At 65.5% G+C, this 25,926-nt stretch carries 28 protein-coding genes; 18 read left to right on the top strand and 10 right to left on the bottom strand.

The features are described from left to right. Window positions 1-44 precede the first annotated feature (44 nt). Window positions 45-563, bottom strand: a complete 519-nt coding sequence (locus tag AB4Z51_RS07215; protein WP_071909513.1) for a DUF6101 family protein — start codon at window positions 561-563, stop codon at window positions 45-47. A 276-nt stretch (window positions 564-839) separates the two neighbouring features. Here AB4Z51_RS07215 and AB4Z51_RS07210 point away from each other — a divergent pair, with 276 nt between their 5' ends. The 7 genes from AB4Z51_RS07210 to AB4Z51_RS07180 all read left to right on the top strand — a co-directional run bounded on the left by AB4Z51_RS07210 (window position 840) and on the right by AB4Z51_RS07180 (window position 7,000). After that, window positions 840-2,243 (top strand): TldD/PmbA family protein, encoded by a 1,404-nt coding sequence (locus AB4Z51_RS07210; protein ID WP_071909514.1) that lies wholly within the window; start codon window positions 840-842, stop codon window positions 2,241-2,243. Then, window positions 2,230-3,048 carry a 3'(2'),5'-bisphosphate nucleotidase CysQ gene (locus tag AB4Z51_RS07205; protein ID WP_085403368.1) on the top strand — a complete coding sequence of 273 codons (819 nt, stop codon included), beginning with the start codon at window positions 2,230-2,232 and terminating at the stop codon, window positions 3,046-3,048. Before AB4Z51_RS07210 ends, AB4Z51_RS07205 begins: the two co-directional genes overlap by 14 nt. A 60-nt stretch (window positions 3,049-3,108) precedes the next feature. Continuing rightward, complete coding sequence (locus AB4Z51_RS07200) at window positions 3,109-3,351, top strand: DUF4170 domain-containing protein (protein WP_014491932.1); 243 nt, start codon at window positions 3,109-3,111, stop codon at window positions 3,349-3,351. After that, a complete protein-coding gene (locus AB4Z51_RS07195; RefSeq protein WP_085403367.1) occupies window positions 3,348-4,061 on the top strand; it encodes a lysophospholipid acyltransferase family protein in 714 nt (237 codons plus the stop codon). The genes AB4Z51_RS07200 and AB4Z51_RS07195 overlap by 4 nt, the downstream gene beginning before the upstream one ends. Further along, window positions 4,024-5,358: a 3-deoxy-D-manno-octulosonic acid transferase gene (locus AB4Z51_RS07190; protein WP_085403366.1), complete on the top strand. Its 1,335-nt coding sequence runs from the start codon at window positions 4,024-4,026 to the stop codon at window positions 5,356-5,358. Before AB4Z51_RS07195 ends, AB4Z51_RS07190 begins: the two co-directional genes overlap by 38 nt. After that, window positions 5,351-6,367 (top strand): tetraacyldisaccharide 4'-kinase, encoded by a 1,017-nt coding sequence (gene lpxK, locus AB4Z51_RS07185; RefSeq protein WP_071909517.1) that lies wholly within the window; start codon window positions 5,351-5,353, stop codon window positions 6,365-6,367. Before AB4Z51_RS07190 ends, lpxK begins: the two co-directional genes overlap by 8 nt. Window positions 6,368-6,664: 297 nt before the next feature. Continuing rightward, complete coding sequence (locus AB4Z51_RS07180; protein ID WP_063985608.1) at window positions 6,665-7,000, top strand: GYD domain-containing protein; 336 nt, start codon at window positions 6,665-6,667, stop codon at window positions 6,998-7,000. 383 nt (window positions 7,001-7,383) lie between these two features. On the opposite strand, the gene AB4Z51_RS07175 is transcribed toward AB4Z51_RS07180, so the two are convergent. Then, on the bottom strand, window positions 7,384-7,581 hold the full coding sequence (locus AB4Z51_RS07175; protein ID WP_223153847.1) for a hypothetical protein: 198 nt from the start codon (window positions 7,579-7,581) through the stop codon (window positions 7,384-7,386). A gap of 510 nt (window positions 7,582-8,091) precedes the next feature. Between AB4Z51_RS07175 and AB4Z51_RS07170 the strand changes: the two genes are divergently transcribed. Further along, a complete protein-coding gene (locus AB4Z51_RS07170) occupies window positions 8,092-8,406 on the top strand; it encodes a hypothetical protein (RefSeq protein WP_085403365.1) in 315 nt (104 codons plus the stop codon). A gap of 145 nt (window positions 8,407-8,551) precedes the next feature. Here the strand turns inward: AB4Z51_RS07170 and AB4Z51_RS07165 are convergent, their stop codons facing one another. After that, window positions 8,552-8,779, bottom strand: coding sequence for a DUF2093 domain-containing protein (locus AB4Z51_RS07165; RefSeq protein WP_014491939.1), 228 nt, complete (start codon window positions 8,777-8,779; stop codon window positions 8,552-8,554). Window positions 8,780-8,973: 194 nt separating this feature from the next. On the opposite strand from AB4Z51_RS07165, the gene AB4Z51_RS07160 reads away from it, so the two are divergent. Both AB4Z51_RS07160 and AB4Z51_RS07155 read left to right on the top strand, forming a co-directional pair. After that, window positions 8,974-9,798, top strand: coding sequence for a dienelactone hydrolase family protein (locus AB4Z51_RS07160; RefSeq protein WP_441497192.1), 825 nt, complete (start codon window positions 8,974-8,976; stop codon window positions 9,796-9,798). 225 nt (window positions 9,799-10,023) lie between these two features. Further along, window positions 10,024-10,173 (top strand): hypothetical protein, encoded by a 150-nt coding sequence (locus AB4Z51_RS07155; protein ID WP_008130160.1) that lies wholly within the window; start codon window positions 10,024-10,026, stop codon window positions 10,171-10,173. 181 nt (window positions 10,174-10,354) lie between these two features. On the opposite strand, the gene xseA is transcribed toward AB4Z51_RS07155, so the two are convergent. Further along, window positions 10,355-11,977 carry an exodeoxyribonuclease VII large subunit gene (xseA, locus tag AB4Z51_RS07150; protein ID WP_085403363.1) on the bottom strand — a complete coding sequence of 541 codons (1,623 nt, stop codon included), beginning with the start codon at window positions 11,975-11,977 and terminating at the stop codon, window positions 10,355-10,357. Between the two features lie 136 nt (window positions 11,978-12,113). Here xseA and AB4Z51_RS07145 point away from each other — a divergent pair, with 136 nt between their 5' ends. The 5 genes from AB4Z51_RS07145 to AB4Z51_RS07125 all read left to right on the top strand — a co-directional run bounded on the left by AB4Z51_RS07145 (window position 12,114) and on the right by AB4Z51_RS07125 (window position 16,603). Then, a complete protein-coding gene (locus AB4Z51_RS07145; protein WP_085403362.1) occupies window positions 12,114-13,124 on the top strand; it encodes an alpha/beta hydrolase in 1,011 nt (336 codons plus the stop codon). Then, on the top strand, window positions 13,121-13,675 hold the full coding sequence (locus AB4Z51_RS07140; protein WP_135214809.1) for a hypothetical protein: 555 nt from the start codon (window positions 13,121-13,123) through the stop codon (window positions 13,673-13,675). The genes AB4Z51_RS07145 and AB4Z51_RS07140 overlap by 4 nt, the downstream gene beginning before the upstream one ends. A gap of 3 nt (window positions 13,676-13,678) precedes the next feature. After that, window positions 13,679-13,978: a winged helix-turn-helix domain-containing protein gene (locus AB4Z51_RS07135; protein ID WP_085403360.1), complete on the top strand. Its 300-nt coding sequence runs from the start codon at window positions 13,679-13,681 to the stop codon at window positions 13,976-13,978. Between the two features lie 223 nt (window positions 13,979-14,201). Then, window positions 14,202-15,485: a phosphoribosylamine--glycine ligase gene (purD, locus tag AB4Z51_RS07130; RefSeq protein ID WP_085403359.1), complete on the top strand. Its 1,284-nt coding sequence runs from the start codon at window positions 14,202-14,204 to the stop codon at window positions 15,483-15,485. A 215-nt stretch (window positions 15,486-15,700) separates the two neighbouring features. Beyond that, on the top strand, window positions 15,701-16,603 hold the full coding sequence (locus tag AB4Z51_RS07125; protein WP_085403434.1) for an alpha/beta fold hydrolase: 903 nt from the start codon (window positions 15,701-15,703) through the stop codon (window positions 16,601-16,603). Window positions 16,604-16,745: 142 nt separating this feature from the next. Here AB4Z51_RS07125 and AB4Z51_RS07120 read toward each other — a convergent pair whose 3' ends face one another. Next, on the bottom strand, window positions 16,746-17,204 hold the full coding sequence (locus AB4Z51_RS07120) for a nucleoside deaminase (protein WP_071909524.1): 459 nt from the start codon (window positions 17,202-17,204) through the stop codon (window positions 16,746-16,748). 119 nt (window positions 17,205-17,323) lie between these two features. On the opposite strand from AB4Z51_RS07120, the gene AB4Z51_RS07115 reads away from it, so the two are divergent. Next, window positions 17,324-19,483, top strand: a complete 2,160-nt coding sequence (locus AB4Z51_RS07115; RefSeq protein WP_085403358.1) for a pseudouridine synthase — start codon at window positions 17,324-17,326, stop codon at window positions 19,481-19,483. Further along, on the top strand, window positions 19,484-20,038 hold the full coding sequence (gene rsmD, locus AB4Z51_RS07110; RefSeq protein ID WP_085403357.1) for a 16S rRNA (guanine(966)-N(2))-methyltransferase RsmD: 555 nt from the start codon (window positions 19,484-19,486) through the stop codon (window positions 20,036-20,038). 104 nt (window positions 20,039-20,142) lie between these two features. On the opposite strand, the gene mutL is transcribed toward rsmD, so the two are convergent. Next, a complete protein-coding gene (gene mutL, locus AB4Z51_RS07105; RefSeq protein WP_135214811.1) occupies window positions 20,143-21,954 on the bottom strand; it encodes a DNA mismatch repair endonuclease MutL in 1,812 nt (603 codons plus the stop codon). A 241-nt stretch (window positions 21,955-22,195) separates the two neighbouring features. On the opposite strand from mutL, the gene AB4Z51_RS07100 reads away from it, so the two are divergent. Next, on the top strand, window positions 22,196-22,513 hold the full coding sequence (locus tag AB4Z51_RS07100; RefSeq protein WP_085403355.1) for a ribbon-helix-helix domain-containing protein: 318 nt from the start codon (window positions 22,196-22,198) through the stop codon (window positions 22,511-22,513). A gap of 260 nt (window positions 22,514-22,773) precedes the next feature. On the opposite strand, the gene AB4Z51_RS07095 is transcribed toward AB4Z51_RS07100, so the two are convergent. From AB4Z51_RS07095 to AB4Z51_RS07080, 4 genes are read right to left on the bottom strand one after another with little or no spacing between them, the layout of a single operon-like run. Beyond that, on the bottom strand, window positions 22,774-24,342 hold the full coding sequence (locus AB4Z51_RS07095) for a GMC family oxidoreductase (protein ID WP_441497191.1): 1,569 nt from the start codon (window positions 24,340-24,342) through the stop codon (window positions 22,774-22,776). A 29-nt stretch (window positions 24,343-24,371) separates the two neighbouring features. After that, window positions 24,372-24,920, bottom strand: a complete 549-nt coding sequence (locus AB4Z51_RS07090) for a hypothetical protein (protein ID WP_063985596.1) — start codon at window positions 24,918-24,920, stop codon at window positions 24,372-24,374. Between the two features lie 45 nt (window positions 24,921-24,965). Then, the gene (locus tag AB4Z51_RS07085) at window positions 24,966-25,361 is read right to left on the bottom strand and encodes a VOC family protein (RefSeq protein WP_085403353.1); all 396 of its coding nucleotides are present in this window, start codon (window positions 25,359-25,361) and stop codon (window positions 24,966-24,968) included. Beyond that, on the bottom strand, window positions 25,362-25,748 hold the full coding sequence (locus AB4Z51_RS07080) for a c-type cytochrome (RefSeq protein ID WP_085403433.1): 387 nt from the start codon (window positions 25,746-25,748) through the stop codon (window positions 25,362-25,364). It abuts the gene before it with no gap. Window positions 25,749-25,926: the final 178 nt, after the last annotated feature.

The raw sequence follows: 25,926 nt of genomic DNA, 5'->3' as shown, positions 1-25,926 counted from the left end.
GGCACGCTTTCGCTTTGCCCACCCTACGGCACTGTGCGTGCCGTTCAATTCCTTGCGATGATCTCGCGTTCGCCCTGATGAACCGACAGCTCGCGCGTCATGGCGGTGCGCCGGCGCATCAAAAATTTCGGACGGCGGGCGCGGATCGCGTTGGCGCGGCGACGGCGCGGCGTGGGCTTGCGGGCACCTTCGTCGAGCTGCGGAAGCGCGAATAGCTCGCTCCAGATCGCCCAGGCCTCGGCGAGTTCGTCGCCATCGGTGCTGACCAGCAGCGGAACGGACAGCGAGGGATCGCGATGCACGAGGACGAGGGTCTGCGCCTCGTCATTGCCGCGCAACGCAACGCCGATGAAGTCGCTGACGCGGACGTTGATCGCCATCTGCATGCCGCGGACGGCACGGCGCAGCACGACACGCTCGCGATGAAGCTCGATCTGTCTGGTGTATCCGTCGGCGCGCGGATCGTGCGCATCGAAGCGGACCGGAAGGGAAAGAGGGTCGAGCCGCAAGCTGCGGCCCGACCCGGCGGGAGCGATCCCGCTTGTTGCTGTTTGACGCCTCACGGCTTTAGTTCTCCCCGCCGGGATTATGTTCCCGGTCGATGCGAGGACCTTAGCGCGCGCCGTTCCGAAACCACTTAAAAAGGCTGGTTAATCCAGCGTCACCGCCGCTCATGATTGACAAGACCTTGGCACGCATGATTGACGAGACGTTGCGCCGGACTYGCGAATCTGAGCTTTTTGCGGGCTGAAAACGCTTGAAGTCCGTACCAATTGGGCACATCTGGTGTTCAGGGCCGGTATCGCCCCGAAACCTCCCGCCGCAACAGGATTTCGTTTGTGAACCCTTCACCAAGCTCGACGCTTTCGCCCCAGGATTCGTCCAAAGCCAATCGCGACCTGTTCGATCAGACCGCGCTCTCCGATCTCGCGCAGCGGCTAGTCGARGCGGCCAAGCGCGCCGGTGCGGATGCGGCCGATGCGGTCGCCGTGCGCGGCGTCTCGCAGGGCGTCGAGGTGCGTGACGGGCGCGTCGAGGAATCGGAACGCTCCGAGGGTGACGATGTCGGCCTGCGCGTGCTGGTCGGCCAGCGCCAGGCGGTGGTCTCGACCAACGACGTCAGCGGCGATGCCGTGACCAAGCTTGCCGAGCGCGCGGTGGCGATGGCGCGCGTCGCGCCCGACGACAAATATGTCGGCCTCGCCGATCCGGCGCTGCTCGCGCGCGACTTCCCCGATCTCGATCTGCTCGATCCCGACGTGCCCGCGACCTCCGAGCTCGAGCGCCGCGCGCTCGAAGCCGAGGCTGCCGCGCTCGCCGTGAAGGGGGTGACCAAGTCCGGCGGCGCCTCCGCCTCCGCCGGCATGGGCGGCATGGTGCTCGTCACCAGCACCGGCTTCCATGGTTCTTATTTGCGTTCCAGCCAGGGCATTTCGGCGACCGCGATATCGGGCGAAGGCACCGGCATGGAGCGTGACTACGACTTCACCTCGGCGCCGCACGGCGCCGATCTCCTGTCGCCGGAAGTCGTCGGCCGTTCCGCCGGCGAGCGTACCGTGGCGCGTTCCAATCCGCGCAAGGTCGAGACCTGCAAGGTGCCGGTCGTGTTCGATCCGCGCGTTGCGGGCTCGCTGGTCGGCCACGTCGTCGGTGCCATCAACGGCGCCTCGATCGCACGGAAGACCAGCTTCCTGAAGGACAAGCTCGGCCAGCAGCTGTTCGCAAAAAACATCCGCATCATCGACGATCCCCTGCGCAAGCGCGGCCTGCGCTCGCAGACGTTTGACGCCGAAGGCGTCGCGGTGAAGAAGATCGCGCTGATCGACGAGGGCGTGCTGACGACCTGGCTGCTCGACTGCGCGACCGCGCGCGAGCTCGGCCTCACTACCACCGGCCACGCCCATCGCGGCGTCTCGTCCTCGCCGTCGCCGGGACCGTACAATCTGCATCTCGAACCGGGCACGCCGACGCCGGCCGAACTGATCGCCGACATCAAGCAGGGCTTCTACGTCACCGACCTGATCGGCTCCGGCGTCAACGGCGTCACCGGCGATTACAGCCGCGGCGCCTCCGGCTTCTGGATCGAGAATGGCGAGCTGACCTATCCCGTCAGCGAGGTGACGATCGCGGGCCATCTGTTCGAGATCTTCAAATCGATGCAGCCGGCGAACAATCTCGAGTTCCGCTATGGCATCAATGCGCCGACGGTGCGCATCGAGGGTTTGACGCTTGGCGGACGCTGACGCGCATGCAACGGACGAAACCATCCTGACGCGCGACGCGGCGCTGCTGCAGGACGCGGTGCGGGAGGCAGGCAGCCTCGCGCAGTCGATGTTCCGCACCGAATTGAGGAAGTGGACCAAGGGCGCGTCCTCGCCGGTGTCGGAAGCCGACATTGCCGTCAACGATTTGCTCGAAGCGCGCCTGCGCTCGGCGACGCCCGATTATGGCTGGCTGTCCGAGGAGAGCGCCGACGACGAGGTGCGGCTGTCGCGGCGGCGGACCTGGGTGGTCGATCCCATCGACGGCACCCGCAATTATCTCGGCGGCCATGAAGAATGGTGCGTCAGCGTCGCGCTGGTCGAGGATGCCTCGCCGGTGCTGGCTGCGGTGTTCGCGCCCGCGACCGACGAGTTCTTCTTCGCGGCCCGCGGGCAGGGCACGACGCTCAACGGCAAAGCCGTGCGGGCGGCGTCCGGATCCGCGCTCGACTTCTCCCGCGTCGCCGGGCCGAAGCCGATGGTCGAGCGGCTCAATACGGCCGGCGGCGACATCAAGCTGCATCCGCGAATCGGTTCGCTCGCGCTGCGCCTGTGCCGGGTCGCCGATGGCGTGCTGGATGCGGCTTTTGCCGGGGGCAACAGCCATGATTGGGACCTTGCGGCGGCCGATTTGATCGTGCAGGAAGCGGATGGTAGGATGAGCGACCTCTCCGGAGATCCCATCCTCTATAACCGCCGGGAAGTCACGCACGGGGTGCTGGTGGCAGCGGGTCGCGATCGTCATGCGGGCATCGTCGCGCATTTTCGAAATCGGCCCTTGCCCTGAGTGCGTCCGCCGTGCTTCTCGAACACTGCTTTGCCGGGCAGCCCGTTAGGAACAGAACCCATGCCAGATAGTGCCCCGCAACAATTGCTGCATCTCGTCATCGGCGGCGAATTGCTCGATCTCGAGCACAACACCTTCAAGAACCTCGACGACGTCGAGATCGTCGGCCTCTATCCGAACTACGCGTCCGCTCACGTCGCCTGGCGCGCCAAGGCGCAGAGCACGGTCGACAACGCGCAGATGCGCTACTTCATCGTCCATCTCCATCGGCTGCTCGACCCGAATCAAGAACCGGCACGTTGAAAAAACTGCTTCGCAATACGCTGCGAAGCAGCTGGCTTCAGCGTGCCGTCGGGGTTCTGGCGGCCGAATATCTGCGTCTGGTCTGGCGGACCAACAAATTCACGTTCGATCCGCCTGACGTCTATGACATCGTCGAGCCGCAGATCCCCGCGATCTTCGCCTTCTGGCACGGCCAGCATTTCCTCACGCCCTTCATCAGGAATAAGGACTCCTACCGGGCCAAGGTCCTGATCTCGCGGCATCGCGACGGCGAGTTCAACGCGATCGCCGTCGAGCGGCTCGGCATCGGCCTCATCCGTGGTTCCGGTGACCACGGCGGCGCCTTCCACCGCAAGGGCGGGGTGGGCGCGTTCAGGGAAATGGTGCACACGCTCCAGGACGGTTGTAATGTCGCGCTGACCGCCGATGTCCCCAAACGCTCGCGCGTGGCCGGGCTCGGCATCATCATGCTGGCACGGGAATCGGGGCGGCCGATCATGCCTTTCGCGATGGCGACCAGCCGCTTCATCCGGCTCAAGAACTGGGACCGCACCACCATCAACCTGCCGTTCGGGCGGGGCGCATTGGTCGGGATCAAGGAAATCCACGTGCCGCCGGATGCCGACGCCGCCACCATGGAAGCGCTGCGGCTGGAGCTGGAAGAGACCTTGAACGAGGCGACCCGCCGCGCCTATGCGCAACTCGGCCGTCCGGGGCCCCAAGATGGCTAATTCGCTGCCGATAACGCTGCGGATGTACCGGCGCCTGGCCTCGGGCCTGGTGCCGCTTGCGCCGGCGCTGATCAAGCGGCGGCTGAAGCAGGGCAAGGAGGATCCCGCGCGCGTCGGCGAGCGGCGGGGCCTGTCCCGGGACGTGCGTCCGCACGGCCCCCTGGTCTGGATTCACGGCGCCAGCGTCGGCGAGGTGCTCGCCGCAGCCGCGCTGATCGAGCGCCTGCGCGACCTCAATCTTCGCATCCTGCTCACCTCGGGCACCGTCACCTCCGCCGCCGTCGTCGCAAAGCGGTTTCCGCCCGACGTCATCCATCAATACGTGCCGTATGATTCCCCGCGCTATGTCGCGCGCTTCCTCGATCACTGGAAGCCCTCGCTGGCGCTGTTCATCGAATCCGATTTGTGGCCGAACCTGATCCTGGCGGGCGCCGCACGCCGCCTGCCGATGGTGCTGATCAACGGGCGGATGTCGCCGCGCTCCTTCCCGCGCTGGCGGCGGATGTACGGCACCATCTCGGCGCTGCTGTCGCGGTTCGACATTTGCCTGGCGCAATCGAAGACCGATGCGGAGCGCTTCTCCGCGCTCGGCGGCCGCGACGTGGTCACCACGGGCAATCTCAAGCTCGACGTGGCCGCGCCGCCGGCCGATCCCGCCAAGCTCGAGCGGCTGATGGCGATGACGCGCGGCCGCCCGATCATCGTCGCGGCCTCGACCCATCCGGGCGAGGACGAGATGCTGGTCGCGGCGCATCGCAGCCTCGTCGGTTTCTTCCCGCAGCTTCTGACCGTGATCGTGCCACGGCATCCGGATCGCGGCACCTCGATTGCCGGCTTGATCACGGCGTCGGGCCTGAAGCCGGCGTTGCGCTCGCGCGAGGAATTGCCGACGGCCGCGACCGACGTCTATGTCGCCGACACCATGGGCGAGCTCGGCCTGTTCTACCGCCTCTCGCCGGTCGTGTTCATGGGCGGATCGCTGATCCGCCATGGCGGCCAGAATCCGATCGAGGCGATCAAGCTCGGCGCTGCGATCGTCCATGGTCCGCACGTCTTCAACTTCGCCGATGTCTACGAGGCGCTTGATAGCAGCGGCGGCGCGCGCCAGGCCGACACGCAGGAGACGCTGGTCAAGCAGCTCGGCCAGCTGCTGGCCGATCCCACGGTGCGCGACGGGATGCAGCGCGCAGGCTCAGGCGTGGTCGAGGATCTCGGCGGCGCGCTCAATCGCACGATGACGGCGCTCGAGCCTTATCTCCTGCAGCTCACCATCGAGATGGGGGCCGCCAATGCGTGAGCCGGCCTTCTGGTACCGGCCGCGTTCCTTCAAGTCTCATGCGTTACGGCCGTTGGGCTTGCTCTATGGCGCGATCACCGAACGGCGCATGCTGCGCCAGGGCTTTGACGCCGGCATCCCCGTGATCTGCGTCGGCAACTACCATGTCGGCGGCGCCGGCAAGACGCCGACCGTGCTCGCATTGACGAAGCTGTTGCGCGAGCTCGGCGAGACGCCGGTGGTGCTCAGCCGCGGTTATGGCGGGCGCCTCAAGGGTCCGGTCATGGTCGACCGCGAGCGCCACACCGCTTCCGACATCGGCGACGAGCCGTTGATGATGGTGCGCGACGTTCCTGTCGTGGTCGCGCACGACCGTCTCGAAGGCGTTGCGCTCGCGAAGTCGCGGGGCGCGACCGTGATCCTGATGGACGACGGTTTCCAGAACCCGCGCCTGCTGAAGGACGCCTCCCTGATCGTGATCGACAGCGAGCGCGGCCTCGGCAACGGCAAGGTGTTTCCGGCCGGTCCCTTGCGCGCGCCGCTGAAGGCGCAGCTCGCGCGCACCGATGCGCTGGTGCTGATCGGCAATGGCCATGCCGCCAACGATGTCGCGGCGGAGCTTGCGAAGCGCAACAAGCCGGAGCTGCGCGCGCGCCTGAAGCCGGATGCGGCCTCGGTCGCGCAACTCCTCGGCAAACGAGTCTTTGCGTTCGCCGGCATCGGCGATCCCGCGCGTTTCTTCCGCAGCTTGCGCGCCTGCGGCATCGAGGTCGCGCGCACGCGCCCCTTCGCCGATCACCACATGTTTTCGCAGAACGAGATCGCGGCGCTCGCAGCGGAGGCGCAGCGCGAGCAACTCACGCTGGTGACGACGGAAAAGGATCTTGCGCGCCTCCGCGGCCGCGAAGGCGTCCCCGACGGCATCGTGCCGTTCGCGGTGCAGCTCGAATTCGATGATCCGGCAGCGCTCCGGCAATTGATCAGCGATCATCTCTACAAGGCGCGCGAGCGGCGGTTCGGCAGGCGATGATTTCTTGATGATTTCTTGATGATTTCTTGGCGTGGGCAAAGCGCTCCGCCGTAGCCCAACACCGCGCGCCTTGCGATATGCGACATGTCGCGGCGGATGAATTGTCTTCCGCACGTTCGGGAGTTGATGTAGCCTCGCATGAGAGCCGTCACCGGGACGTGCCGAACTCCCGGCAATCATCGGCGGCGTTTATGCCCACGGCGGGCAACGTACCATCATCATTTCAGATGCGAGACCGTTACGATCAGTTCGGAACGGCCGGAGAGTTATTGCCAAAAGCTCAGAGGAGAACATGCCATGCATTTTTGCCTCACTGGACAATATACACCACGCGCTCTCAACGCCATTTTGGAAAACCCCACGATCAATCGCCAGGAGGCGGCGACAAAACTCATTGAAGCGGCCGGCGGCAAGCTGATTTCGATGTACAGCGTTGCTGCCGACGGTCCGGGCGTTTTGGTGATTTTCGATGTGCCTGATCCGAGCACGGCTCCGGCCATCTCCGGTCTGACCGTCACGGTGGGCACCCTGCAGAACGTGAAACTGACCCGGCTGTTCACGCAGGACGAGATCAAGCAGGTCCGCCAGAACGCGGCGAAGCTGCGCTCTTCGTATAGTCCGCCCGGAGGCTGACATCCGGATCTCAAGCGATGCCGCCGCAATCGTATCAGGCGGCGGCAACGCTTACCTCACAGCAAAAAGCAGGTCTGCGCGCTGAGGCGAGGCGAAGGCCTTCCGGCGTCCATCGACGGACGATGCGGGAGGGCGCGTGCTGTGTCCGGCGCCACAGGTCCGACTGAACGTGCTTGCCAGCGGACCCGTTCAGGGCGTGCAATCCCGGCTCAGCCCTCAGTCCCCTCACCAGGCTCCAACAGCCATCATTCCGATGATGGTCAGGCACGAGACGCAGGCCACCATGACAGTATAGCATTCGGGTGTATTCATCGCTTGCTCCCAAACTGCCGCCAATTGCTTGGTCACTGCTACGCGGGAGAGTTCGCCGGTCTCGGGCCGCTTCAATGCGGCACGCCGCGACCGGTCTTGCGTTGTGCGTCCGTCCTCTCATCGTCACCCTGATCCGCAAGATGATGATGCGCTTCGGAAGCTTCAGAGCGTTGAGCTATGATCAGAAGCTGTTTCCGCATTTCAGCGAGGCGGGCGCGGCAATATTCACGATAGAGCATGTCTAGTATGGTGGGCATGATCACCCCCATCGTTGACTTTCGATTTACAAAGTATCCACCGCGAATTTTCGAGGTGATCGTAGCCCGTCAGATGGCTCTTCCGATGTGAGCCCGTTCACAGACTGCGCCAATTCCAAAGCTCAATGGTCGTTTGGTTGACTTGATGGTCTGTGCGACAAAGCAGCAGGGCTAATTACCTAACGCGCACTCTAGCAGCGCTCTGTTTCACCAGAACTTCGTCAAACAACTTAAGGGCGCCGAACCGCAGCGAAAAATCCAACCACAGCGCGAAGTGACTTACCACGGAGTGCAAGCGCAATTCGTTGCAACGCGGATCGGCGCGACGGAGATCATTTCGGCGGCGAGGCGCGCAGTTCAGGTGCGCGCGAACATCGTCTCCATCCTCCTGCTGCGCGATAAGCTGTGCCGCTCATGCGGCGCCGGCAGGACAGCTACCCTTTGCTCACCCTGTAGCGGCCCGCCATTCAGGCGACATTCTTCGCCAGACGCCTATCGGTTCCAGACGATCAGGAGAATCCGATGAAACTGCCATCTGCAGCCGTCGCTGCCAGTCTTCTGTGTCTGATCATGGCGCCCGTGTTTGCGCAGACGCCGCCGACGACGGCTCCCGCTGCTCCAACCAGCACGGTGCCAGTCCCCGCGACCAAGCGCGTCACGTGCCTTGCGACGACGCAAAGCCTGAAGGGCCAGGACAAGCGCGATCAGATGCAGCTCTGCATGGCGCAGGCACGGGTCGATTGTCTGAAGCAGGCGATCGATCAGAAAGTGGTCGGTGAGACCAGGAAGACTTTCATCAAGACCTGTGTGGGCGCGGATGGTCCCGAGCCGCAATAGCCGCGCGATGCCACGAACTCGGTATCGTTGGGTGGGCAAGGCGAATTGTCCGCGAAGCTGAGCGAGCGAAGGCGGAAGCGTGCCTACATTGTTCGTTGCGGTCGTGAAGAGATGGCGGGCACGGCGCGAGGCGCCTTTGCCCACCCTACGGCTGCGGCTTCAGCGCGCCGGGGAAATGCCGCTGCAGCACGGCGGCGGGCGTGGCGTAGGCCTCTTGCAGATCCACGCTCCAGTACTTCAATTCGTCGAGCGGAATTCGCGTGTCGGTGATCGCGCAACGGACGAAGGTCCCCGGCGAGATCACGCGGAAATCGCCGTCGAGATATTGCACCTGCGCTTCGCCATGGCCCGAGGGGCCGAACTTGTTCAGCACGGTCGAAAGTCTCCGTGGAAGGCCTCTCCGTGGAAAACCCTGGAGGGCACGATGTGTTGCACCGAATTTAGCATAGATAGGGTGGCTTGTCCGCCCGGTAAACCCACCGGTTTGTGATGTTTTGCCGCCGTTTCCGCATGATAGTGCTTCGCGCGAGGGATGGCCGGTTCCGGCATCTTCCACGGCAGAATCCGATGCGCCTTCGACTGACCACCCTGTTCATGATGCTGCTGATGTCGGCCGCGCACGCCGCGCCGGCGCCGCAGCAGGTCGACATTCCGCTGTCGTCCGGAATCCTGCATGGGCAGCTCTACAAGCCCGATGGCGAGGGGCCGTTTCCGACCGTGATCGCGCTGCATGGCTGCGGCGGCCTCGGCAATCATTCAGAATCGGTGCTGCCGCGCTATCGCGACTGGGCGCTGCAACTGCTGAAGGCCGGCAACGCCGTTCTGCTGCCCGACAGCTACGGCTCGCGCGAGCTCGGGCCGCAATGCCGCGTCAAGGAGATGCACGTCAAGGCGCGGCGCGAGCGCGTCGCCGACATCGCGGCCTCGCGCGCCTGGCTGGTGAAGCAGAGTTGGGTCGCGCGCGACCGCGTCAGCCTGATCGGCTGGGCCAATGGTGCCAGCGCGCTGCTCTGGGCCGTGCGTCCGCAGAGCGCCGCGCGCGAAGCCGGGCCGGATTTTCGCGCGGCGATCGCGTTCTATCCGGATTGCCGGATCTCCGCCGGCCTCGGCTGGAGCGCGCGGGTGCCGACCCTGGTGCTGATCGGCGCCAATGACGACGTCTCGTCGCCGCCGGCCTGCCGCCAGATGGTCGACGGCGCGCGCGGCCGCAGCGCGCTCACGCGCATCGTGGTCTATCCCGGCGCCTATCACGATTTCGACCGCGCCAATACGCCGCTGCACGCAGCTGCCGGCACCACCGACGCCGCCGCGCCCGAGCACGGCCATCTCGGCACGGACGCAGAGGCGCGCGCGGAGTCGCAGAAGGAAGTCGCGGAGTGGCTGGCGCGGTGAGGGCGGTCCTGTAGCCCGGATGGAGCGGGCTTGTCCCGCCGTAGCTCGATAGAGCGAAGGCGGAAGCGGGGCCGCCCGAGGAACAACGTTAGGCGGACAGCCCCGCATCGACCACCGCCCTGCACGGAGTATGGCCGACCGTGAATCTACGTATCGCGTGTCGCGGCGGTTTCAGCAGGTGACGGCGCCTTAGTTCGACCACGATGTCGATTAAACGCAGTCCTCATGCGCAACCGCTTCGTCCTGTTCTCATCCGCACTGATCGTCTTCACCGTCGCGATCTTCCTGTTCGAAGCCCACGCCGGCGCGCCGATGATCGCGCCGGAACATTGCGGCTTCTGGACCACGATCGACGCGGGATTGTCCTGCCGGTAGGCGGGCTGCGCTCGCAATGACGAGGTTGTGGCGACACGCGTCCCACACTGGCTGTCATCGCCCGGCTTGACCGGGCGATCCAGTACTCCGAGACGTTAGTGATTGAGCCGAGAAGCCGCGGCGTACTGGATTCCCCGCATTCGCGGGGAATGACACTGAGGGCGGAACGCCGCCGTAGCGCTCAGAACAACGTGCCCTGATCCACCGGCTTGCCCGCGCGCTTCGGCGCAGGTTTTGCGTCTTGCGCGGCCGGCTTTGCTTGCGCCGGCGCACGCTTTGCCGTCGGCGCCGGGCGATCCGCATCCGCCGTCGCGCCGACACGGCCGTCCGCAAACTCGATCTCGAGGCGTGCGCCGGGACCAATCGCGTCGGCCGAATGCAAGGGATGGCCGGCCTCGTCCCGTACCAGAGCAAAGCCGCGCGCGAGCACGCCGCGATACGACAAGGCCGAGAGCAGCTTGCCGCTGTTCTCGATGCGGGCATCCAGCCGCTGTAACAGCGTGACAAGCGCGCGGTTGGCGCGCTCGGCCAGACGATGCGTGCGCTCGCGCTGGCGGGCAATTGCGTTGCGCTGCGCCTGCGCATTCGAAAGTTTCGAGGCGCGCAAGCGCACCTCCAGCCCGGCAAAACGGTCGCGCCGTTGCCGCAGCAGCGAGCGCGCGGACAGGCCGAGCCGCTCGCCGCACACGGTGAGGCGGTGATCGGCCTGCGAAATCTGCCCGTGCAGCACCCGCAGCGTCAGCTTTGCGCTCGCCGCGGTAAACCGGCGGAAATGCGCGTGCGTGTTGGCCTTGAGGCCGCGGGGTAGCGACGCGCCCGCTGAATCCAGCCGTTGCCGCGGGATCGCGAGCAGATCGCCCGCCGCGGGCAGGGCGCGCGCGGCGGCGCGCAGCTCGCTGCGGCGGCTCTCATGGGCACGCTGCCAATAGGCGCGGGTGCGCCGCGCGAGATCGGCGACCTCGACGAACAGATCGCTGCGCACCGGCACCGCCATCTCGGCCGCTGCCGTCGGCGTCGGCGCGCGCTTGTCGGCGACGAAGTCGATCAGCGTGATGTCGGTCTCGTGCCCGACCGCCGAGATCAGCGGGATCATGCTCTCGGCTGCCGCCCGCACCACGATCTCCTCGTTGAACGACCAGAGGTCCTCCAGCGAGCCGCCGCCGCGTGCCACGATCAGCACATCGGGCCGCGGAATCTTGCCGCCCTCGGGCAGCGCGTTGAAGCCGCGGATCGCGGCTGCGACCTGCTCGGCCGAGCCTTCACCCTGCACCTTGACCGGCCACACCAGTACGTGGCGGGGAAAGCGGTCCTCGAGCCGATGCAGGATGTCACGGATGACGGCGCCGGTCGGCGAGGTCACCACGCCGATCACCTCCGGCAGCCAGGGCAGCAACTGCTTGCGCGCCTCGTCGAACAGGCCCTCGGCGGCGAGCTTCTTCTTGCGCTCCTCCATCAGCGCCATCAGCGCGCCGATGCCGGCCGGCTCCAGCGCCTCGATCACGATCTGGTACTTCGAGGAGCCCGGATAAGTGGTGAGCTTGCCGGTGGCGATGACCTCGAGCCCTTCCTGGGGCTTGAAGCGCATCCGGCCGTGCACGCCCTTCCAGATCACCGCCTCGATCTTGGCGCTCTCGTCCTTGAGCGCGAAATAGCAGTGGCCGGAGGAGTGGGCGCCGCGGAAGCCGGAGATCTCGCCACGGACCCGGACATGGCCAAAGGCGTCCTCGACCGTCCGCTTCAGGGACTGCGAGAGCTCGGAGACGGTGAATTCGGGGGCGTTGAGCAGTGGTTCCGCAGGCGGCATCGGCAAACGATTCGGCATTTTGGGGTCAGACCCGACGTTAAGGATTTTCGCCGCGCGGCGCCAATCCTGGGATTGATATGGAGAGTACTCTGTAATATAGAGTTCTCTATAAATGATCAGTTCGAGGGAGTTTGCGATGGCGATGCGGCTGCTGCGGGGTTCTCTAAGCCTGTTGAAATGGGGCCTGTGCGCGGTTGGCGCAGTCGCGCTGCTGCTCACCGCCCTGATCGCGACGCCGCTGGAGCGGCCTGCGGAGATGCGCTCGGTCTCGGACTCCGCCAAGGGGATCGACTGGTCTACGCTGCCACCGCTCGAGCGCTTTCAGGCCCGCGATGGCACCTGGCTTGGCTTCCGGCACTACGCGCCGAAGGGGACGGCCACCGACCGCGGCGCCATCTTCATCCATGGATCGTCCGGTTCCTCCGGCACCGTGAACCATGCCCTGACGGCAGCATTCGCCGCGCACGGCGTCGAGACCTGGGCACTCGATACGCGCGGCCACGGCGCCTCCGGCACGCGCGGTGATATCGGCTATGTCGGCCAGCTCGAGGACGATCTGGTCGACTTCGTCGCCCATGTCCGCAAGAGCGCGCCCGATTTGCCACTGACCTTGATCGGTCATTCCGCCGGCGCCGGCTTCTCGTTGCGTGTTGCCGCGACGCCGATCATGCAGGACCTGTTCGTCCGCACTGTCCTGATCGCGCCCTATCTCGGCTACGACGCGCCGACCAACAAACCGCACGCCGGCGGTTGGGCCAATGCTGACCTTCCGCGCTACTTCGGGCTGGCGGCGCTGCGCAAGCTCGGCATCGACTGTTGTTCGCAGCTTCCAGTGCTGGCCTTCGCCGTGCCGGCGAATTCGGCCAAGTACCTCACCTCTACCTATTCCGACCGCCTGATGCGCAACTTTGCGACACGCGGTTATCGCCTCGATCTGCCCGGGGTGACACACCCGATGACGATTTTCGGCGGCGCCGACGATGAGATGATGATCTCGGACAAATATGCCGAGACCGTGCGGGCGGTGAAGCCGTCGATCGACGTCAAGATGATCGACGGCGTCAATCACATGGGCATGGTCACCAACCCGAAGGCGGTCAATGCAATCGCCGAGGACGTGGCAACGCGCGGAGCAGGCCAGTCATGATCGACAGCAAGGAGGCGTCTGCAGCGCTGGCCGACATCGACGACATCGTCCAGCGCGTGAAGCAATCGCAGCTCTACGAGCTCGCAAGCCTCGCCGCAGTCTGGTGGGGAGTCCTGGTATTCGCAGGCAATCTCGTGACCTGGCTCTGGCCGGTCTACGCGGTCCACGCCTGGGTTGCCGTGGACGTTCTGGGCGTCGGTGGTCTGGTCGGAATCCGGTTGCTCAATCCATCGCCCCGTCCGCATGGTGCCGCCTTCGATGTCAGGCTCGTTCTGGTCTTCGTGCTGTTCTTCGCCTTCGGCTATCTCTGCACCAACGTCGTCGGCCATTTCGGCCCACGCCAGCTCGGCGCGTTCTGGCCGCTCTACTTCATGCTGTTCTATACGCTGGCGGGTCTCTGGTTCGGCTACGCCTTCGTCGCGATCGGTCTTGGCATCGCTGCACTGACGTTGTTCGGCTTCTTCTACATCGGCGAGGCGTTCCCGCTCTGGATGGCCTTTGTCAACGGTGGCGGACTGATCCTCGGCGGCCTCTGGATGCGGCGGATCTAGCCAATGGCCGAGCTCGACGACATCATCCATCAGCCGTTGCGCCTCAAGATCATGGCGGCGCTGAACGCGCTGCCGGTCTCCGCTGGCCTGGAGTTCTCGCGATTGAAAAAGCTCACCGGCGCCACCGACGGCAATCTCGGCGCACATATCGAGACGCTGGCGAAGGCGGGCTACGTCTCGGTAGACAAGGCCTTCGTCGGCAAGAAGCCGCAGACCACAGTAACCGCCACCGCCGTCGGCCGCGGCGCCTTCGCGCGGCATGTGGCGACGTTGCAGGAGATCATTGCGGGGAGGCAGGTTTAGCGGCGATTGTCGTCCTCGGGCGTTCCCCTCTCTCCGCCGTCATTCCGGGGCGCGCCCCCTTGGGCGCGAGCCCGGAATCCATACTCACGATGGTGGTTATGGATTCCGGGCTCGCGGCTTCGCCACGCCCCCGGAATGACGGGGAGTGTGGGCGTTTCCCCTTGAGACCCGCCGCGATTCGTGCGACCTCCGCCCCAGCAAAACCCCTCATTTCGAGCCTTCGATGCACATTCTCCTGCTCGGTTCCGGCGGCCGCGAACATGCCCTGGCGTGGAAAATCGCAGCCTCCCCCCTGGTGACCAAATTCTGGTGCGCGCCCGGCAATGCCGGCATCGCGCGGGAGGCGGAATGCGTGGCGCTCGATGTCGCCGACCATGCCGCGGTGATCGATTTCTGCAAGACGAATGCGGTCGAGCTCGTGGTGGTCGGCCCGGAGACGCCGCTGGCCGCCGGCATCGTCGACGACCTCACCGCCGCCGGCATCAAGGCGTTCGGGCCGAGCGGGGTGGCGGCGCAGCTCGAGAGCTCCAAGGGCTTCACCAAGGCGCTGTGCACCGAATTCGGCATTCCGACCGGCGCCTACAAGCGCTTCACCAACGCCAATGATGCGCGTGCTTACGTCCAGAGCCAGGGTGCGCCGATCGTGGTCAAGGCCGACGGCCTTGCCGCCGGCAAGGGCGTCGTGGTCGCCAAGACCGTGCGCGAGGCCGAGGACGCCATCGCCATGATGTTCGAGGGCGCCTTTGGCGATGCCGGCGCCGAGGTCGTGATCGAGGAATTTCTGCCGGGCCGCGAGATCAGCTTCTTCGCGCTGTGCGACGGCGAGACCGCCATCCCTCTCGCTTCCGCGCAGGACCACAAGCGGGTGTTCGACCACGATCTCGGCCCGAACACCGGCGGCATGGGCGCCTATTCGCCGACGCCTTTGGTCACGCCCGCGATCCACGACGCGATCATGGCCAAGATCATCCTGCCGACGGTTGCCGGCATGAAGCAGCGCGGCACGCCGTTCCGCGGCATCCTCTATGCCGGGATCATGCTGACGACGCAGGGCCCAAAGCTGTTCGAGTTCAACGTCCGCTTCGGCGATCCCGAGTGCCAGGTGCTGATGCTGCGCATGATGTCCGACATCGTGCCGGCGTTCATCGCCGCCTGCGACGGGGAGCTTAAGCACTTCGATCTGCGCTGGTATCCGGAATCCGCGCTCACGGTGGTGATGGCGGCCAAGGGCTATCCCGGCGACTACCAGAAGGGCACGCGCATCGAGGGGCTCGATGACGCAGCCAAGGTCGACACCGCCGAGATCTTCCATGCGGGCACGGTCGAGAAGGACGGCGCGATCCTCGCCAATGGCGGCCGCGTGCTCAATGTCTGCGCGCTCGGCAAGACCGTGACGGAAGCGCAGGCGCGTGCCTATCAGGCCGTCGACCGCATCAACTGGCCGGAAGGCTTCTGCCGCCGCGACATCGGCTGGCAGGCGGTGGAAGCCGAGAAGGCCCGGGGCTGACAGGCTTTTTTCCGGACTGCGCGCACGCCGGCATCAAGATTGCCGCGTGCCACCGCTCCGCCACATCGACATTCCAAAATTGCGCAATCGCCTGTTGGGGTTAGCAACCCTCACAGGTGACCATCGTGCTACTGTGCATGGGGTTGTTTTCGACATTTTTGTTCGAGGCGGCCCGGGACTGACCAGACAGGACTGACCCGATAAGGATGCCGAAGATGTCCGATCTCGCCGACCTCTACCCCGGCTTCGCCTCCGAATGGATCAACACCTCCTTGGGCCGCATCTTCGCCCGCGTCGGCGGCAAGGGGCCGCCGCTGCTGTTGCTGCACGGCTTCTCCGAGACCAACGTGATGTGGCACCGCGTGGCGCCGCAGCTCGCCGACAAGTTCACGCTGATCATCGCCGATCTGCCGGGCTATGGCTGGTCCGACATGCCCGAGAGCGATGCACAGCACATCCCCTACAGCAAGCGCGCGATGGCCAAGGCGATGGTGGAAGCGATGGAGCAGCTCGGCCACGTCCACTTCGCGCTCGCCGGCCACGACCGCGGCGGCCGGGTGTCGTATCGGCTTGCGCTCGACCATCCCGGCCGGCTGTCGAAGCTCGCCGTGCTCGATATCCTGCCGACCTATAATTACTGGGAGCGGATGAACCGCGCCTACGCGCTGAAGATCTATCACTGGACCTTCCTCGCCCAGCCGGCGCCGCTGCCGGAGACGCTGATCTCGGGCAATGGCGAGTTCTTCCTGCGCTTCAAGATGGCGAGCCAGACCAAGTCGAAGACGCTGGACGCCATCGACGAGCGTGCACTCGAACATTACATCGCCCCGTTCCGCGATCCCGCCCGCGTGCATGCGATGTGCGAGGACTACCGCGCCGGCGCCTATTTCGATTACGACCTCGACAAGGCCGATTTCGAAGCCGGCAAGAAGATCACGATTCCCATGCTGGCCTTGTGGGGTGGCGCAGGCATCGCCCAGGCCGCCGCCACGCCGCTCGATACGTGGAAGCAATGGGCGACCAACGTCGACGGCATGCCGGTGGACTCCGGCCATTTCCTCACCGAGGAGAACCCGGACGTCACCGCAAAGGCGCTGCGCGAGTTCTTCGCAGGCTGAACTAAGCTGTCGCGACACACACAACTGTCATCGCCCGGCTTGACCGGGCGATCCAGTACTCCGAGACGGTGGTGGTTGATCGATAGGCCGCGGCGTACTGGATGCCCCGCCTTCGCGGGGCATGACGGCGGAATATGTGAATCTACCGCCGCTCGCGAAAAAAGTCCTTGAGCAGCCGCGCCGCCTCGCTCTCGCCGACCCCGGAATAGACATCCGGCGCATGATGGCAGGTTGGGGATGCAAAGAACCGCACGCCTGATTCCACCGCGCCGCCCTTGGGATCGGCGGCGCCGTAATAGAGCCGCCTGACCCTTGCAAAGGAGATCGCGCCCGCACACATGGTGCAGGGCTCCAGCGTCACGTAGAGGTCGCAGTCGACCAGGCGCTCGCTGCCGATCTTTTTGGCGGCCTCGCGCAGCGCAATGATCTCGGCATGGGCGGTCGGGTCGTAATCAGTCAGCGTCCGGTTCGCCGCGGTCGCGATGACCTCGTAATTGCGGACCACGACGCATCCGATCGGAACTTCGCCCGCCTTTCCGGCATTTTCGGCCGTTTTGAGCGCCAAATCCATGAAAGAGGGGGCTTTCAAGCCTCGTATCATCGCCAGAAACCTGCTAGTAGCTCCGCCTTCAGCAAGAGTGAATACCGGATTTGCCTGAGCATGCGGCTCGAAACGAGCGCGCACAATGCTTTCTGGCCACCCCCTAAGTGAGTTTATTCATGCCTCGCGACAGCGACAAAGACAACGATTCCCGCGGCCGGCGTGATCGAGGCCCGGGCAGGGGTGGCCCGCCCAAGGGCCGGTCCGGCAAGCCGCGTGGCCCTGAGAAGAAATTCGCCAAGCGCGGCCCTGAGGGCAGGAGCGACGCCCGCCCGCCCCGTGGCGACCGCGACAGCCGTCCGCCTCGCGCCGACCGCGGGGATCGTCCGTTCCGCCGCCGCGAGGAGGGCGATGCCCCGCGCCGCGATTTCAGCGACCGTCCGAAGTTCAAGCGCGACGACCGTGGTGGTGAGGAGCGCGGCGAGCGCAGCTTCAAGCCGCGTGGCGACCGCCCGTTCTCGGATCGCGGCGCGCGCGATGGCGAGAAGCGGCCGTTCAAACCGCGCGGTGATCGCCCGTCCTATGGCCGTGACGACCGTCCGCCGCGCAGCCGGGATCGCGACGATTCCCGTCCCGCCGGCCGGTTCGGCGACAAGAAGTTCGGCGACAAGCGGCCCTACGCGCCGCGTGGCGACCGCCCGGAACGCAAGTTCGACGGCGAGCGGAAGTTTTCGCGTGGTGCGCCGGATCGCGAGCGCGACCGTGGGGATCGCAGCGATCGCCCGCGTGACTTCGGTGACCGCCCGCGCGATCGTGGCGAGCGCAGCGATTCAAAGCCGTGGCAGAAGCGCGACGCGGGTCCGCGTGGCGATCGTCCGCCGCGTAAGGACTTCAGCAAGGGTCCGCGCAAGGATTTCGGCGGCCGTGACCGCAGCGAAGACAAGCCCTGGCAGAAGCGCGACGATCGGCAGGGTGGCGGCGATGACCGTCCGCGTTTCTCGCGCTCGCGCGACGATCGCGCGTCCGGCGATCGTCCGTTCCGCGAGCGGCCCAAGTTCGATCGGCCCAAGTTCGATCGTCCGCGCGACGACCGTCCGAAATTCGATCGGCCTCGTCGTGACAGCGATGGCGAACGCGGCGGTGACCGTCCCAAATTCAATCGTCCGCGCGAGCGCTCCGAGGGCCGCTCCGACTGGCACGAGCATCCGCGCAGCGAAGGCCGCTCCGGCGACCGTCCGCGCCGTGAAAACGAGGATGAGAGCAGGATCTTCGAGAAGCGCCCCGCCTTCGGTGGCCGCGGCGCCTATCGTGACCGTGATCGGGATTTCGAGGGCCGTCCGCGCCGTGACGAAGCACCGAAGCCGAAAAAGGCCGGCGAGCGTATCGCAAAAGTGCTGTCGCGTGCGGGCCTCGCCTCGCGCCGCGACGCCGAGGAGATGGTCACGCAGGGGCGCGTCGCCGTCAACGGTCGCGTCATCAATTCGCCGGCGCTCGACATCACCTCGAACGATGTCGTCACTGTCGACGGCAAGCCGTTGCCGGAGCGTGAGCGTACGCGGCTGTTCCTCTACCACAAGCCGCGCGGGCTGATGACGACGCATGACGACCCCGAGGGCCGTCCGACCGTGTTTGACAATCTGCCCGAAGGCCTGCCGCGGCTGATCTCGATCGGCCGGCTCGACTTCAACACCGAAGGCCTGCTGCTGCTCACCAACGACGGCGGGCTCGCGCGTACGCTCGAGTTGCCGGACACCGGCTGGCTGCGCCGCTACCGCGTCCGCGCCCATGGCGACGTCACCCAGGCGCAGCTCGACGAATTGAAGAACGGCATCGAGGTCGAGGGCGTCAAATACGGTCCGATCGAGGCGACGCTGGAGCGCGACCAGGGCGCCAATGTCTGGCTGGTGTTCGCGATCCGCGAAGGCAAGAACCGCGAGGTGCGCAACGTCTGCGCCCATCTCGGGCTCGAGGTGAACCGGCTGATCCGCGTGTCCTATGGACCGTTCCAGCTCGGCGAGGTCCCCGAAGGCCAGGTCGAGGAGATCAAGTCACGCGTGCTGCGCGATCAGCTCGGCGACAAGGTCATCGAGAAGTCGGGCGCGCAGTTCGACGTGCCGAAGAAATCTTCTTCACCCGACGGCGAAGCGCCACGCGAGAAGAAGCCTGCCAGCAAGCGTGACGTGATCAACGATCGCAAGGGCCGCCGCGTGCTGGTACAGCGCACCGGCAGCGAGGAGGCGCGCGAGCGCAACGAGGCCGAGGCCAACGGCTACGGCCCGCCGCGCCGGCCCAAGCGCGGCTATCACGGCAAGCGCGATCTGACGCCGCGGGAGGACTGATTGCGCGTCGTCGGCGGTCGTTTGAAGGGGCGCAATCTCGCCTCACCGTCCTCGCGCGACATCCGCCCCACGGCGGACCGGCTGCGCGAGTCCGTGTTCAACATCCTCGTGCACGCCTATGACGATCCGATCGAGGATGCGCGCGTGCTCGATCTCTTCGCCGGCACCGGTGCGCTCGGCATCGAGGCGTCCTCGCGCGGCGCGAAGTTCACGCTGTTCGTCGACAACGGCGCCGAGGCCCGCGCGCTGCTGCGCAACAATGTCGAGACGCTCGGCCTTGGCGGCGTGACCAAGGTCTATCGCCGCGATGCGACGGATCTTGGCCCTGCGCATCCCGTCGAGCCGTTCTCGCTGGTGTTCCTCGATCCGCCCTATGGCCAAGGATTTGCGGAGAAGGCGCTCGCGAGCTTGCGCGACGGCGGCTGGCTCATGCCGGGCGCGCTGCTCGTGGTGGAAGAGGCGAAGGCTGCGCAGTTCGTGACGCCTGAGGGCTTCGAGGAATTGGAGCGGCGGGCTTATGACGACACGGAGTTCGTGTTTTTGAAGAGGCCGTAGTCTCGCTGCCGTAGGGTGGGCAAAGGCGCAACGCGCCGTGCCCACCAACTTTCTGCGATCGCGGTAGGTGGTGGGCACGCTTCGCTTTGCCCACCCTACGAAGATCATCTCCGCCCGAACAGCTTCTCCACATCGCTCAGCTTCAGCTCGACATAGGTCGGGCGGCCGTGATTGCACTGGCCGGAGTTCGGGGTGTCCTCCATCTCGCGGAGCAGGGCGTTCATCTCCTCCGGCCGCAGCCGGCGGCCGGCGCGCACCGAGCCGTGGCAGGCCATGGTCGCGGCGACGTGCATCAGGCGGCGCTCCAGCGGCAGCGCCTCGTCCCATTCGGCCATGTGCTCGGAGAGATCGCGCAGCAGCCCGCCTGCATTGGTCTTGCCGAGCAGCGACGGCGTCTCGCGCACCGCGACCGCGCCGGGGCCGAAGGACTCGATGGCGAGGCCAAACGATGCGAGCTCTTCGCTGCGCTCCAGCAGGCGCTCCACCGTGGCCTCGTCCATCTCGACGATCTCGGGGATCAGGAGGATCTGCCGTTGCACGCCGTTGGCGGCGAGCGAGGCCTTCAGCCGCTCGTAGACGATGCGCTCATGCGCGGCATGCTGGTCGACGATGATAAGGCCGTCGCGAGTCTGCGAGACGATGTAGGTCTCGTGGATCTGGGTGCGCGCCGCGCCGAGCGGGCGGTCGACGAGGTCGCTGACGGGTTGGGTCTCGATCCGCACGTCCGCACTGGGCGCGCCGACATCGAATGCCGCCTGTGCGCGCTCGGCGAAGACGGGCGCAGCCGATCCGTCGAACGACGGCATCGGTGCGACCGGGGCGGATGGCGAGGCGCGCCAGTCCCAGCTCGCAGGCCGCGGCGTGAAGGCCGGCCGGAACGAGGACAACGCGCTCTCGCCACTGTTGGCGGCCGTGCGCCGGCCCTCGCGCGCGAGCGCGTCCTTCAATCCGTGCACGATCAGCGCGCGCACGAGGCCGGCATTGCGGAAGCGCACCTCGGTCTTGGCCGGATGCACGTTGGCATCGACCTCGCGCGGATCGAGCGTGACGAACAACGCCAGCACCGGATGGCGGTCGCGCGGCAGATAGTCGGCGTAGGCCCCGCGCACGGCGCCGAGGATCAGCTTGTCGCGCACGGGACGGCCGTTGACGAAGAGATATTGCCCGAGCGCGTTCGCCTTGGTCAGCGCCGGCGCCGCGGCATAGCCGGCGACCACGACGCCCTCGCGCTCGGCATGGACCTCGATGGCGTGGCTGCGGAATTCTGCGCCGAGGATATCGCCGAGCCGCGTCAGCCGTCCGGCGGCGCCAGGCAGCGCCGCGGTCCAGGTCACCGGCGCGCGCTCCTCGCCGGCCAGCGTGAAGGCGACGTCGGGCCGCGCCATGGCAAGGCGCCTGACCACCTCACGGATCGCCTCCGCCTCGGTGCGATCGGTCTTTAGGAATTTCAGCCGCGCGGGCGTTGCATAGAAGAGGTCGTTGACCTCGACGCGCGTGCCGTGGGCCAGCGCCGCCGGCATGATCTCGGACTTGTCGCCGCCCTCGACTGACAGCGCCCAGGCATGTGGTTCGCTCGCGTGCCGCGTCGTGATGGAGAGACGCGCGACGGAGCCGATCGAGGGCAGCGCCTCGCCGCGGAACCCGAGCGTGCGGATCTGGAGCAAATCCTCGTCGTCGAGCTTGGAGGTGGCATGGCGTTCGACCGCGAGCGCCAGGTCCTTCGCGGTCATGCCGCCACCGTCATCGGTGATGCCGATCCGCCGCCGCCCGCCGCCATCGGTGAAGACGTCGATCCGGCTGGCGCCGGCATCGATGGCGTTCTCGACCAGTTCCTTGACCACGCTTGCCGGACGTTCGACCACCTCGCCGGCGGCGATGCGGTTGACGATTTGCTCTGGCAGTTGGCGGACGGGCATGGGGCTTTCGATCTGGATTCGCTGACGGCGCTATTCTAGGCCGTGTTGCGTCAAAAGCATGTGTTGGGCAACAGCCGTGTGGCGGCCTGGGGAAGAGGGATGCCTATCACATTGAAGGGATTGGACGTTCGAGAAAATTGCGCAACCGGGACGGAGCGATCGTCCTGCTGCCGTCCTGATTGTGGGGGGCCGGGCAGCGGTGTAGCATCGTGAAAAAATGGCAACAGGACGGGAGGACGCCATGTGCAATTTCTTCGCGCACCAGCCCCAACGCAACTACGAATCCCAGACCCGCTCGTTGCGGATCGGCGGGCACTGCACCTCGATCCGGCTGGAAATGGCGTTCTGGGACACGCTGGAGGAGATCGCGGCCAAGGAGAGCATGAGCGTCGGCAAGTTCCTGACCACGCTCTACAACGAGGTGCTCGACCATCACGGCGAGGTCAATAATTTCGCCTCGCTGCTACGCTGCTCCTGCCTGATCTACCGCTCCCGGAGCGTGACGCAGGTGCAGGATTTCAAGGCAACCGTCGCGCCGATCCTTGATGCGGCCGAGTAGCTTTCCCGACAAAAGTGCGTAGCCCGGATGAAGCGAAGCGCAATCCGGGATTCAGCTCACCCGCGAGCACCCCGGATTATGCTTCGCTCCGTCCGGGCTACGATATTCTCTCCGCCGTCATTGCGAGGAGCCCGCGACAAAATTGCGTAGCAATTTTGCGCTAGTGCGACGAAGCAATCCAGACCGTCACCGCGGCGGGATTCTGGATTGCTTCGCTTCGCTCGCAATGACGGGAGCAGGAAACGGTTTCCTTTGAACCTTCAAATCTCCTTTTTCTGCATCGCCCCCGCAATGTAATCCGCCTGCCGGATCGCGAGTGCGACGATGGTCAGCGTTGGATTGCAGGCCGCCCCGCTGGTGAACTGACTGCCATCCGAGACGAACAGATTCTTGACGTCGTGGCTCTGCCCGAACTTGTTGACCACGCCATCCCGCGGCTTCTCGCTCATCCTGTTGGTGCCGAGATTGTGCGTGCTCGGATAGGGCGGCGTCGGATAGGTCACGGTGGCGCCGACGGCGTCATAGACCGCAGCACCCTGCTTGTAGGCATGTGCGCGCATCGCGAGATCGTTGGGATGGTCGTCGAAATGCACGCTCGCGACCGCTTGCCCGAACTTGTCCTTCACGCTCGGGTCGAGCGTGATGCGGTTGGTTTCCTGCGGCATGTCCTCGCCGACCAGCCACATGCCGGCCATCCTGGGATAGCCGTCGAGCGCTGCGGTGAACGGACGGCCCCAGGCGCCGGGATTGRGGAAGGCCGCCATGAACGGCAAGCCGATCGACAGCGTCTCCATCTCGTAGCCGCCGACGAAGCCGCGCTTCGGATTGTTGGCGGATTCATCACGGATAATGCCGGCCATAGTGGTGCCGCGATACATGTGCACCGACTTCTCGAACACGGCGTAGACGCTGCCGGTCATGTGCCGCATGTAGTTGCGCCCGACCTGGCCCGATGAATTGCCGAGGCCATCGGGGAACATGGTCGAGGCACTGTTCAACAGCAACCGCGGGCTTTCAATCGAGTTGCCGGCCACCGCGACGACGCGCGCCTTCTGGCGCTGCATCGCGCCACTCTCGTCGGCATAGACAACGCCGGTCACCTTGCCGGAGGCGTCGTGCTCGATCTTGACCGCCATGCTGCTCGGCCGCACTTCGAGATTGCCGGTCGCCTCGCCCTTGGGGATCTCGGTGTAGAGCGTCGACCATTTCGCGCCGGATTTGCAGCCCTGGAAGCAGAAGCCGATCTGCTGGCAGGCGCCGCGGCCGTCACGCGGCTGGCTGTTGATGGCCATATTGCCGGTATGCACGGTCTTGTAGCCGAGCTTCTTCGCACCGGCCTCCAGCACCTTGAAATTATTGTTGCCGGGAAGTCCGGGAATGCCGTTGGTGCGGGTCACGCCCATCTTGTTCTCGGCCTTGGCGTACCATGGCTCGATCTCGGCGAGCGTCACCGGCCAGTCCAGCAGGTTCGCGCCGGGCAGGCCGCCGTAGGTGCTCTTCACCTTGAACTCATGCTCGTCGAAGCGCAGCGACGCGCCGGCCCAATGCGTGGTCGAGCCGCCGACCGCCTTGACGATCCAGGCGGGAAGGCCCGAAAAATCCTTGGCGACGCGCCATGTCCCCGACGTGGTGCGGGCATCGGTCCAGGCGAGCTGGGAAAAGCTCTCCCACTCGTCGTTGACGAAATCCTGGTTCTCGATGCGTGGGCCGGCTTCAAGGATGACCACCTTGACGCCCTTCTGCGCGAGCTCGTTGCCCAGCGTGCCGCCGCCGGCACCGGAGCCGACGATCACCACAACGCTGGAGTCGTTCAGATCGAATTTTGCCATATGCGTTCTCCTGAACCGTTGGGTGAGCCTTAAGCCTTCGGCAGCCAGTCGATGTCGGCAAAGCCGCGGTTGATGTAGCCGCCGTGCTCGGCGGAGGAGCCTTCGTAGCCGAACCGCGGCCAGACCTCTTTCTGGTTGTAGAGCGACACGACGAGGTCGCCGCGCACCTTCTGGAAGAAGTCGCTCTGCTCGATCTCCGTCAGCAGCACCACGCGGTCGGCTTCCCATGGCACTTCGGCGTAAGCCACCTTGTGGCGATCCCGCGCGTTCTGATCGAGCCGCGTGATGCCGTCGCTGATCAGAGACTTGACGGCGGGGTCCTTGGCCGCCTTGCCGTCCCACGGCTTGATCGCGGTGATGTAGTAGCTGTCGCCGAGGACGTCGTGCGGATAGATGTCGCGCGCGACCTTCAGCAGCGTCTTCATCGTTGCGGGCGAGAGCGTGCTGGCATCATCCGCCCAGGCATCCTCGATGCTGACGGCGACGCTGGTCGCGACAGCGACGACCGGAACGGCGGTCGCCGCGCCCTTGAGAAAGACGCGGCGGCTGTGCTTGCTTCGACGATCGACTTCTCTCATGGCATTCCTCCGTAGATTTTGTGATTTGGATTTTTGTGATTTTGATCAGCCGAAACGACCCCCTCGCTGGATCACCTCGATCTTGTAGCCATCGGGATCGCTGACGAAGAAGAAGCGCGCCAGCGTCTTGCCGTCGTGCTTGAAGTCGCGCAGCGGTCCCGGTGCGAGCTTCTCGCGCTCGAAGCGGGCATGTTCGGTATCGAGATCGTCGACCACCACGGCAATATGTCCGTAGCCGTCGCCGAGCTGGTACGGCTCCTTGCGATCGAAATTCACCGTCAGCTCCACCTCGAAAGGTGAGGAGGGGTGACGCAGGTAGATCAGGGCAAAGTCCGAAAATTTCAGATGGTCGGCGACCTCCAAGCCGAAGGCGCGCTTGTAGAAGTCGAGCGAGCGGGCCTCGTCGAGCACGCGGATCATGGAATGAACGGGCTTTGCCATTCAGTTCAGCTCCTTCAGGTAGGTGATGATGGCGGCGCGCGTCTCCGGCTTCGCCTGCCGGTAGACCATGGTCACGCCGGGAATGACGGCTTGCGGATTGCTCAGCCAGGCGTCGAGCCTGGTCTCGTCCCAGGCGAAGTCCGCTTTCGACAGCGCCTCTGAGTACTTAAAACCTTCGGTCTTGCCGGCGGGACGGCCAACGACCTTCACCAGTGCGGGGCCTTGCCGCGCCGGTTCTGACAGGTTTGTCGTGTGGCACACCGCGCATTGCTGCTTGAACAGCGTCGCGCCATCCGGCGGCTTGCCGGCCGGCAAGGGCATTTGCGCATCGGCAACCCGCGTCACCAGCACCATCGCGGTGCACAATCCAAGCACGACTGCGCGCATCGCCAAGAATCCGCCCATCCACATCAACGTGCGCAAACTCTAGGCGGCGTCAAAGATGCGGTGGTAGTAGCGGGCTGTTTCGATGCCGCGGAGACACTGGTGACCGCGTGTGTTCCGCAATGCCTTATATGCGGAGCACAATTCCGCGAAACTGCCGTCAAATCCCTAAACGATCACC

Source organism: Bradyrhizobium sp. 2TAF36 (genome assembly GCF_052114925.1).
Lineage (GTDB): Bacteria > Pseudomonadota > Alphaproteobacteria > Rhizobiales > Xanthobacteraceae > Bradyrhizobium > Bradyrhizobium barranii.
The sequence above is the reverse complement of the archived record's forward strand: the minus strand, read 5'-3'. Positions and strand labels throughout refer to the sequence as shown.